The organism is Streptomyces sp. L2 (genome assembly GCF_004124325.1).
GTDB lineage: Bacteria > Actinomycetota > Actinomycetes > Streptomycetales > Streptomycetaceae > Streptomyces.
Genome location: NZ_QBDT01000001.1, coordinates 3,481,503 through 3,492,138, shown reverse-complemented (window position 1 = coordinate 3,492,138; position 10,636 = coordinate 3,481,503). Strand labels below are relative to the sequence as shown.

The 10,636-nt window shown below is 70.5% G+C and carries 7 protein-coding genes; all 7 read left to right on the top strand.

Annotated elements, in window-relative coordinates:
* The first annotated feature begins 7 nt into the window (after positions 1-7).
* The 7 genes from bldG (at position 8) to topA (ending at position 10,578) form a co-directional block, all read left to right on the top strand.
* Positions 8-349: an anti-sigma factor antagonist BldG gene (bldG, locus tag DBP14_RS15105; RefSeq protein WP_009189842.1), complete on the top strand. Its 342-nt coding sequence runs from the start codon at positions 8-10 to the stop codon at positions 347-349.
* A gap of 296 nt (positions 350-645) precedes the next feature.
* Positions 646-1,083, top strand: a complete 438-nt coding sequence (locus DBP14_RS15100) for an ATP-binding protein (protein ID WP_129307724.1) — start codon at positions 646-648, stop codon at positions 1,081-1,083.
* 580 nt (positions 1,084-1,663) lie between these two features.
* Positions 1,664-4,069, top strand: coding sequence for a sodium-translocating pyrophosphatase (locus DBP14_RS15095; RefSeq protein WP_129307723.1), 2,406 nt, complete (start codon positions 1,664-1,666; stop codon positions 4,067-4,069).
* Between the two features lie 260 nt (positions 4,070-4,329).
* Positions 4,330-4,950: a small secreted protein gene (locus DBP14_RS15090; protein ID WP_129307722.1), complete on the top strand. Its 621-nt coding sequence runs from the start codon at positions 4,330-4,332 to the stop codon at positions 4,948-4,950.
* A gap of 448 nt (positions 4,951-5,398) precedes the next feature.
* Positions 5,399-6,919: a class I SAM-dependent methyltransferase gene (locus tag DBP14_RS15085; protein WP_129307721.1), complete on the top strand. Its 1,521-nt coding sequence runs from the start codon at positions 5,399-5,401 to the stop codon at positions 6,917-6,919.
* A 351-nt stretch (positions 6,920-7,270) separates the two neighbouring features.
* Positions 7,271-7,468, top strand: a complete 198-nt coding sequence (locus DBP14_RS15080; RefSeq protein WP_129307720.1) for a hypothetical protein — start codon at positions 7,271-7,273, stop codon at positions 7,466-7,468.
* A 269-nt stretch (positions 7,469-7,737) separates the two neighbouring features.
* Complete coding sequence (gene topA / locus DBP14_RS15075; RefSeq protein WP_129307719.1) at positions 7,738-10,578, top strand: type I DNA topoisomerase; 2,841 nt, start codon at positions 7,738-7,740, stop codon at positions 10,576-10,578.
* The last annotated feature ends 58 nt before the right edge of the window (positions 10,579-10,636 follow it).

The window sequence follows — 10,636 nt, the reverse complement described above, 5'->3', positions numbered from 1 at the left end:
AGGATCCGTGGACCTGTCCCTGTCGACCCGTACCGTCGGCGATCGTACGGTCGTCGAGGTCGGTGGCGAAATCGACGTATATACCGCGCCCAAGCTGCGCGAGCAGCTGGTCGAGCTGGTGAACGACGGGAATTTCCACCTCGTCGTCGACATGGAGGGCGTGGACTTCCTCGACTCCACCGGGCTCGGCGTGCTGGTCGGCGGCCTGAAGCGGGTGCGTGCCCATGAGGGCTCCCTGCGCCTGGTCTGCAACCAGGAGCGCATTCTGAAGATCTTCCGCATCACCGGCCTCACCAAGGTGTTCCCGATTCACACCTCGGTCGATGAAGCGGTGGCGGCCACCGACTGACCCGATGCCGGTAACCGGCCACTCCGGGCCGCCCTTCGGCGGTCCGGGGACCGGTGGAACCCGTCCCGCGACGGCCCGTACGGGTCCTCGCGCGGCGGCCCGTGCGTGATCTCGGCGGGCCTTCACCCGTGTGGCCTCCTGCGGGCCCGCGGGATGTAGAAGCCGCCCCGCGGGATCTTCCGGGGGCGTTCGAGGGTCTTCCGGGGCCGTCCGGGGTAGAGAAGTTCACACACGGGGCGTGGGCTGCCATGCGGCCCCGCCCCCGCACCGCACGCCCGTACTTGTGAGGGGGATGCATGGCCACCGTCGAGCTCCGCTTCAGCGCACTGCCCGAGCACGTCCGGACCGCCCGCCTGGTGGCGGCCGCGGTGGCGCGCAGGGCCGGAGTGGACGAGGCCGTTCTCGACGAGGTCCGCCTCGCCGTGGGCGAGGCCTGCTCCCGAGCCGTGGGGCTGCACCAGAGCAGCGGCGTCACGGCGCCCGTGAAGGTGGCGCTGATCGAGGAGGAGAAACAGTTCTCCATCGAGGTCGGCGACGAGGCCCCGCACGCGACCCCCACCGCGCGGGTGGCCGGCGGCGCCTCCGCCGACGCGGACGTGGAGGCCGAGGAGGACGAGATGGGCCTCGCGGTCATCAGCGGCCTCGTCGACGACGTGGAGGTCAGCACCGGCGAGGACGGCGGGCTGATCCGCATGACCTGGCCGACCACCCCGCCGCCCGTCGCCCTGGTCTGACGCGCTCCTGAGCGCCCTCGGCAGGCCGTCGGCAGGTCGTCGACAGGCCGTCCGCACTCCCTCGGCAGACCGGCCGAAGTCCCCCGGCAGGCTCTCCGCAATGCATCGGCAGTTCCTCGGCACCCCGCAGGGCCCGGCCGTCGGCAGCCCCCGGCCCCCCCGCCGTGCGGTGCAGCCCGGTCGGCAGCCCTCGGCCCCCTATCTGCAGCCCCCGGCACCCTCGCCGTAGCGGCCCGCCGGCAACCCCTCGGCGCTACGCCCGAGCCGTCGTGCTCGCCGAACCACCGCGCCCAGCGCATCATTGAAGGGCCCTGCTGAGCAGGGCCCTTCCTGTTGTTTCCCCAACCCCTCAGAATTCGTGAAGAAATTCACGATCAATACCCCGATAATTTGATCAAGCATCAATGTGGCCGTCAATGCCTTTGGGGCATTACCTCTTTCGGGTTCCATGGCGGGATCTCGATCATTTGCTGAAGAGCGAGTCAAGGCTAATTCCGTTTACCGCGCCCTGTTTAGATCACGTCGGGGTACCTAGAATCCGTCCACATCTTGAGCTCAGCCCAAGCGTCAAGGAGGACGAATGGCGGGGCTTTCTTCCCCTCAGCAGTTGGGTCACCCCACATCCCTCGCAGCCGCGGTCCTGACCGACGACAACCGGATCATCGTGGCGGTCATCGCGGCCGTCGCCCTGGCCGCACTCGTGGTCGCGGGCATCCTGGTACGCCAGGTCCTGGCGGCGGACGAGGGCACCGACAGCATGAAACGGATCGCCGAGGCGGTCCAGGAGGGCGCCAAGGCGTATCTCGCCCGGCAGCTGCGCACGCTCGGCGTATTCGCCGTCGTGGTGTTCTTCCTGCTCATGCTGCTGCCCGCGGATGACTGGAATCAGCGTGCCGGCCGGTCGGTGTTCTTCCTGATCGGAGCCGCTTTCTCGGCGGCCACCGGTTATATCGGCATGTGGCTCGCCGTGCGCAGCAACGTGCGCGTCGCCGCGGCGGCGCGCGAAGCCACTCCGGCCGAAGGCGAACCGGAAAAGGATCTCACCACCGTTTCGCACACCGCGATGAAGATCGCATTTCGTACGGGCGGCGTCGTCGGCATGTTCACCGTGGGACTCGGCCTGCTGGGCGCCTCCTGCGTGGTGCTGGTGTACGCGGCCGACGCGCCGAAGGTGCTCGAAGGCTTCGGCCTCGGCGCCGCCCTCATCGCGATGTTCATGCGTGTCGGCGGCGGCATCTTCACCAAGGCCGCCGACGTCGGCGCCGACCTGGTCGGAAAGGTCGAGCAGGGCATTCCGGAGGACGACCCGCGCAATGCCGCGACCATCGCCGACAACGTGGGCGACAACGTCGGCGACTGCGCGGGCATGGCGGCCGACCTGTTCGAGTCGTACGCCGTCACCCTGGTGGCCGCACTGATCCTCGGCAAGGTGGCGTTCGGCGACTCCGGGCTCGCCTTCCCGCTGCTCGTGCCCGCCATCGGCGTGATCACCGCCATGATCGGCATCTTCGCGGTCGCCCCGCGGCGCGCCGACCGCAGCGGCATGACCGCGATCAACCGCGGCTTCTTCATCTCCGCGGTGATCTCCCTCGTACTGGTCGCGGTCGCGGTCTTCGTCTACCTGCCCGCGAAGTACTCCGACCTCGACGGCGTCACCGACGCGGCGATCCGGGGCAAGGACGGCGACCCGCGGATCCTCGCCCTGGTCGCGGTGGCCATCGGCATCCTGCTCGCCGCGGTCATCCAGCAGCTGACCGGCTACTTCACCGAGACCAACCGCCGCCCGGTCAGGGACATCGGCAAGACGTCCCTGACGGGCCCGGCCACGGTCGTCCTGTCCGGCATCTCGCTGGGCCTGGAGTCGGCGGTCTACACGGCGCTGCTGATCGCTCTGTCCGTGTACGGCGCGTTCCTGCTCGGCGGTACGTCGATCATGCTCGCGCTGTTCGCCGTGGCGCTGGCCGGCACCGGCCTGCTCACCACGGTCGGAGTGATCGTCGCCATGGACACCTTCGGGCCGGTCTCCGACAACGCGCAGGGCATCGCCGAGATGTCCGGTGACGTCGAGGGCGCCGGCGCGCAGGTGCTCACCAACCTGGACGCGGTCGGCAACACCACCAAGGCCATCACCAAGGGCATCGCCATCGCCACCGCCGTACTCGCCGCGTCGGCGCTGTTCGGGTCGTTCCGCGACGCGATCACCACCAACGTGCAGGACGTCGGGGAGAAGCTCACCGGGCCGGGCGCGCCGCTGAGTCTGTCGCTGGACATCTCGCAGCCCAGCAACCTCGTCGGCCTCATCGCGGGCGCCGCGGTCGTCTTCCTCTTCTCCGGACTCGCCATCAGCGCCGTGTCCCGGTCGGCGGGTTCGGTGGTGTTCGAGGTGCGGCGGCAGTTCCGCGAGAAGCCCGGGATCATGGACTTCAGCGAGAAGCCGGAGTACGGCAAGGTCGTCGACATCTGCACCAAGGACGCCCTGCGGGAGCTGACCACCCCTGGTCTGCTCGCCGTCATGGCGCCGATCTTCGTCGGCTTCACGCTCGGGGTGGGCGCCCTCGGCTCCTACCTGGCGGGCGCGATCGGCGCGGGCACGCTCATGGCGGTGTTCCTCGCCAACTCCGGCGGTGCGTGGGACAACGCCAAGAAGCTCGTGGAGGACGGCCACCACGGCGGCAAGGGCAGCGAGGCCCACGCGGCGACGGTGATCGGCGACACGGTGGGCGACCCGTTCAAGGACACCGCGGGACCGGCGATCAACCCGCTGCTGAAGGTCATGAACCTGGTGTCGCTGCTCATCGCACCCGCGGTGATCAAGTTCTCCTACGGCGACGACAAGAACATCGGTGTACGGATCCTGATCGCGATCCTCTCATTCCTGGTGATCGCCGGCTCGGTCTACGTCTCCAAGCGACGCGGGGTCTCCGTCGGCGACGACGAGAGCACCGAACGGGTCGCCAACTCGGCGGATCCGGCGGTGGTTTCGTAGGCGGTCTCAAGGAGCCCTTCGAGGGCCCGTCAAAGGGTTCCCCCAAGGAGTCCTGCTCAACGGGCGGGCGGGCGGCGCGTGCTGACGTGCCGCCCGCCCGTTCGTGTGTCCGTCCCGCCGCCCCGGCCGTGCCCATGGTGAGCCTTCTCTCCTACGGAGCAAATCATCGCACAAGCCTATTTATAGGGCGTTCGGCGTGTGGACGGTCCCGGTATGCCGGTAGATTCCGGGGGCCGAGAGCCATGGAAGGGACCGATCCGGTGAACAAGAAGCTCGCGGCCGCACTGTCCGGCGGTGCGGTACTGGTAGTGGCGTTGTCGGGATGCAGCACCAAGGACAGCGGCCCCGACCCCAAGCTGGTCGCCTGGGCGAAGACGGTGTGCGACGCGGTTCCGGCGCAGGACGCGAAGATCCGGTCGGCGAACGCGTCGATCGCCTCGATCGCGACGGACAGCAACCTGCCGCCCAAGGACGCCCAGAAGACCTACTCGAAGGCCTTCCAGGACATGTCCGACGGCTACAAGGCGCTCGCCGCCGCCCTCGACAAGGCCGGAGCGCCCCCCGGCGTCGACGACGCCGCCAAGCGCCAGAAGGACGCCGCGCAGACCTTCACCGGCCTCTCCACGTCGTACGCCGACCTGAAGAAGCAGGTCGACGGGCTCGACACCAAGGACCAGGGCAAGTTCGCCGCAGGCCTCAAGGAGGTCGCCGCCAGCCAGACGAAGAAGGTCGGCAAGCAGAGCGACACCGGCACCAAGACGCTGGAGCGGCTGGAGCAGGGCGATGTGAAGGCGGCCATGGCCGAGCAGCCGAGCTGCAAGGTCGCCGCATCCGCGACGGCGTCCAGCGCGGCGGCCCCGAGCGCGTCGACGAAGGGCTGAGGCCGACACTCGCGGGGCAAGGACGGTGCTCGCGGGGCAAGGCTGGCGCTCGCGGTGCAAGGACGGTGCTCGCGGTGCAAGGACGGTGCTCGCCGGGCTGAGGTCGGCTTCTCGAAGGCGCCGGAGGAGTGCGCAAGGGCCGACGACCGCCCCAGGACACGGCCGCACGCTTGCGGCGGTCCCGGCCTCCTCCTCGGCGTACCGCCCCCGCCCGGAGCCGCCGGGAGTGAGGCGGGCCGGCGCTGCCTGACAGCCCACGCGCGTGGGCCGCCACGCGAGGCGGACGCCGCAGCCCCGCGCACCTGTGCGCACGAGAGGGTGCTTCCCTCTGCCCCGTGCTTCCGGCGGCTCCGCCGTGCCTCTCGGTGCACCGGTGCCCTGCGGCCGAGAGTCCGGGCAGGCCGTGCTGTGGCCGACCCGGGAGGTCCTCGCGGGACACAATGGGGGCGTGACTGACTCCGGCCTCGCCCCTCTGCCCGACTCCGACCGTCCCGACGTCACCGCCCGGCTGCGGGACGCGCTGCTCGCCGCGTCCTTCACCGCCGACGGGCTGCTCGACCTGCTCGGCGCCCCCGCGTACGCGGCGCTGGCCCGCAGCGAGATCGTGCCCGCCCTCAGGGTGACCCGGGGCGATACCCCGCTGGAGACGCTCGTACGGCTCTTCCTGCTGCAGCAACCGGTGCCCCACGCGCGCGTGGCGGCCGTTCTGCCGGTCGAGGAGGCCCTGGAGGCCGGGTGGCTCACGCGCGTGGGTAGTGACGAAATCGCCGCGACCGTGGACGTACGGCCGTACGGCGGGCTCGACGGCGAGGACTGGTTCATCGTGTCCGACCTGGGCTGCGCGGTCGGCGGCGCCGGCGGTGTCGGACAGCGCGCGGAGGGGGTCGTCCTGGGCGTCGGCGGCGCCTCCACCACCCTCGCCGGGATCACCGTCCGCACGCCCGTCGCCGCGGCGCTCGACCTCGGCACCGGCTCCGGCATCCAGGCCCTGCACGCCGCCCAGCACGCCACGCGCGTGACGGCGACCGACGTCAACCCGCGCGCGCTGCACTTCACCGCGCTCACCCTCGCCCTCTCCGGCGCACCGGCCGCCGACCTGCGCGAGGGTTCGCTGTTCGAGCCCGTCAGGGACGACGAGACGTTCGACCTGATCGTGTCCAACCCGCCCTTCGTGATCTCCCCGGGCGCCCGGCTGACGTACCGGGACGGCGGGATGGGCGGGGACGATCTGTGCCGCTCGCTCGTTCAGCAGGCGGGGGAACGGCTCAACGAGGGCGGGTTCGCGCAGTTCCTCGCCAACTGGCAGCACGTGGCAGGAGAGGACTGGCAGGACAGGATCAGGTCATGGGTGCCGCGCGGCTGCGATGCCTGGATCGTGCAGCGCGAGGTGCAGGACGTCACGCAGTACGCCGAGCTGTGGCTCCGGGACGCCGGTGACCACCGCGCCGACCCGGCGGAGTACCAGGCCCGGTACGACGCCTGGCTCGACGAGTTCGAGGCGCGCAAGGTCAAGGCCGTGGGCTTCGGCTGGATCACCCTGCGCAAGACGGCTGCCGCCGAGCCGTCCGTCGTCGTGGAGGAGTGGCCGCACCCGGTCGAGCAGCCCCTCGGGGAGACGATCCGGGCGCACTTCGACCGCGTCGACCACCTGCGCGAGCACGACGACGCCGCGCTCCTGGAGGGCCACTTCAGGCTCGCCGCCGAGGTCGTCCAGGAGCAGGTCGGTCTGCCCGGCGCCGAGGACCCGGAGCACGTGGTGCTGCGCCAGCACCGCGGGATGCGCCGGGCCACGAAGGTGGACACTGTGGGCGCCGGCTTCGCGGGCGTCTGCGACGGCACGCTGAGCGCGGGCCGCATCCTGGACGCCATCGCCCAGCTCGTCGGCGAGGACCCGGTGCTGCTGCGCGACCGCACGCCCGCGCAGATCCGGCTGCTCGTGGAACAGGGCTTTCTGGAGCCCCTGGCCTGACGACGGCGCCGCGCGCTCCCGAGCCGCCTCGCTCCCGAGCCGCCTCGCGGCCGTACGCCGGATGCGCGGGGCGTCGTAGCGCGTGCTCCGGCGGGCGTCGTAGCGCACCCGTGGCAGGGCGTCGTAGCGCACGGGACATGCCGGAGGCACGGGCCGCCGGCACCTCCCAGCGGAAAAAGGCCGGAAAAAGACCAGAAAAACACGGCTGGGCGGGCGCACCGACCTTACGTCGATCACGTGTTCGACTGTGATGTGCCCTCCCGTTCACCCGGCCGTCGCCCGCCCGTCTCCCGCGCGTGCCACCCTCCCCGCCCTGGGCACACCGGGACGACGGGGGAAGGGGCGCACGCCATGGAGAGCGAGTCGGCGATCTTCGGAGGAGTGGCGTTCTGCCTGTTCGGGGCTGCCGTGAGCCTGTGGACGACGGTGCGGCTGTGGCGGCACGAACCCGTGGCGCTCGGTGTGAACCGGATCGCATCGGCCACCCTCGCGAGCGCCGCCGGAATCGCCTCGCTCGGCCTGGGCGCATACTGCCTGACCCGCCTCTGACGTCGGAGGGCGCGTCTTCCGCGGAAGTGCCGCGAGAGTAAGGGGAGCGTCACCCTCCGGACAGGGGCCGCGGACTGCCGGGTGGTCCGGGCGGCAGGAATGGCGGTAGTCGGGTTACCGTTCGAGTGGCCGTTGTGGGCTTTTCCCGTTTGACACGGGGGCGGGATGTACCGTCACACTCCGCAGCGTCACACGAGCCACCATGCACGCCGCGACCCCGGGACCATGCCTGGGGAGGCCCCCAGCGTCGACCGGAGAGAAGAGCGAAGTTGTCCCCGACCAGCGAGACCGCACAGGGCGGCCGCCGACTCGTCATCGTCGAGTCGCCTGCCAAGGCGAAGACGATCAAGGGCTACCTCGGCCCCGGCTACGTCGTCGAAGCGAGCGTCGGGCACATCCGTGACCTTCCCAACGGCGCCGCCGAGGTCCCCGAGAAGTACACCGGCGAGGTCCGCCGCCTCGGGGTGGACGTCGAGCACGACTTCCAGCCGATCTACGTGGTCAACGCCGACAAGAAGGCCCAGGTCAAGAAGCTCAAGGACCTGCTGAAGGACTCCGACGAGCTGTTCCTCGCCACCGATGAGGACCGGGAGGGCGAGGCGATCGCCTGGCACCTCCAGGAGGTCCTCAAGCCGAAGATCCCCGTCAAGCGGATGGTCTTCCACGAGATCACCAAGGACGCGATCCGCGAGGCCGTGGCCAACCCGCGCGAGCTCAACCAGAAGCTGGTCGACGCCCAGGAGACCCGCCGCATCCTCGACCGCCTCTACGGCTACGAGGTCTCGCCGGTGCTGTGGAAGAAGGTCATGCCGCGGCTGTCCGCCGGGCGCGTCCAGTCGGTCGCCACACGGCTCGTGGTGGAGCGGGAACGCGAGCGCATCGCTTTTCGTTCCGCTGAGTACTGGGACCTGACGGGCACCTTCGCGACCGGCCGCGCGGGGGACCCCTCGGACCCGTCGTCGCTGGTCGCCCGCCTGCAGACCGTCGACGGCAGGCGGGTCGCCCAGGGCCGCGACTTCGACTCCCTGGGACAACTCAAGAGCGCGAACACCCTCCACCTCGACGAGGCGAACGCCCGCGCCCTCGCCGCCGCCCTGGAGAACACCCGCTTCTCCGTGCGGTCCGTCGAGTCCAAGCCGTACCGCCGCTCGCCGTACGCCCCGTTCCGTACGACGACGCTGCAGCAGGAGGCCAGCCGCAAGCTCGGCTTCGGCGCGAAGGCCACGATGCAGGTCGCGCAGAAGCTGTACGAGAACGGCTTCATCACGTACATGCGTACGGACTCCACGACGCTGAGCGAGACCGCCGTCACCGCGGCCCGCGCCCAGGTCACGCATCTGTACGGCGCCGACTACCTGCCGCCGCAGCCGCGGACGTACGCCGGGAAGGTCAAGAACGCCCAGGAGGCGCACGAGGCGATCCGCCCCTCGGGTGACCGTTTCCGCACGCCCGCCGAGACCGGACTGACCGGCGACCAGTTCAAGCTCTACGAGCTGATCTGGAAGCGGACCGTCGCCTCCCAGATGAAGGACGCGACCGGCAACAGCGTGACGGTGAAGATCGCCGGTGCCGCCGCCGACGGCCGGGACGTCGAGTTCAGCGCCTCCGGCAAGACGATCACCTTCCACGGCTTCCTGAAGGCCTACGTCGAGGGCGCCGACGACCCGAACGCCGAGCTGGACGACCGCGAGCGCCGGCTGCCCCAGGTCGCCGAGGGCGACGCGCTGTCCGCCGAGGAGATCACGGTCGACGGCCACGCCACCAAGCCCCCGGCCCGCTACACCGAGGCCTCCCTGGTCAAGGAGCTGGAAGAGCGCGAGATCGGCCGCCCGTCGACGTACGCGTCGATCATCGGCACGATCCTCGACCGCGGCTACGTCTTCAAGAAGGGCACCGCGCTCGTCCCGTCCTTCCTGTCCTTCGCCGTGGTCAACCTCCTGGAGAAGCACTTCGGGCGGCTCGTCGACTACGACTTCACCGCCCGCATGGAGGACGACCTCGACCGCATCGCCCGCGGCGAGGCCAAGGCCGTGCCGTGGCTGAAGCGCTTCTACTTCGGCGAGGGCACGATGGCGGGCGCCGCCGCCGACGCCGGCAACGGCGACGGGGACCACCTCGGCGGCCTCAAGGAACTGGTGACCGACCTCGGCGCGATCGACGCGCGCGAGGTGTCCTCGTTCCCCGTCGGCAACGACATCGTCCTGCGGGTCGGCCGCTACGGCCCCTACATCGAGCGGGGCGAGAAGGACGCCGAAGGCCACCAGCGGGCGGACATCCCCGAGGACCTCGCCCCGGACGAGCTGTCCGTCGAGCTGGCCGAGGAACTCCTGGCCAAGCCCAGCGGCGACTTCGAGCTGGGCACCGACCCGACGACCGGCCACCAGATCGTCGCCAAGGACGGCCGCTACGGCCCCTACGTCACCGAGGTGCTCCCCGAGGGCACCCCGAAGACCGGCAAGAACGCCGTCAAGCCGCGCACGGCCTCGCTGTTCAAGTCCATGTCCCTGGACACGGTCACCCTGGACGACGCGCTCAAGCTGATGTCGCTGCCGCGCGTCGTCGGCACCGACGCCGAGGGCGTGGAGATCACCGCGCAGAACGGCCGCTACGGCCCGTACCTGAAGAAGGGCACGGACTCGCGCTCGCTCCAGGCCGAGGAGCAGCTCTTCTCGATCACGCTGGAAGAGGCGCTGGCGATCTACGCCCAGCCCAAGCAGCGGGGCCGGGCCGCCGCCAAGCCGCCGCTGAAGGAGCTGGGCACCGACCCTGTCAGCGAGAAGCCCGTCGTGGTCAAGGACGGCCGCTTCGGTCCGTACGTCACCGACGGCGAGACCAACGCGACCCTGCGCTCCGGCGACAGCGTGGAGGAGATCACCCCGGAGCGCGGCTTCGAACTGCTCGCGGAGAAACGGGCGAAGGGGCCCGCCAAGAAGACGGCGAAGAAGGCCGCCGCGAAGAAGGCCCCGGCGAAGAAGGCGGCCGCCAAGAAGACGGCGGCGAAGAAGACGACGACCGCCGCGAAGAAGACGACGGCCAAGAAGACGGCGACGAAGACGATCACCAAGAAGGCGGCCGCCGCCAAGACGACGGCTTCCTCCACGGAGGACTGACACTCCGTCGGGTGACCGTCAGCCCCAGCCGAGTCCGCTTCTCACGGCCCGGCCGGCC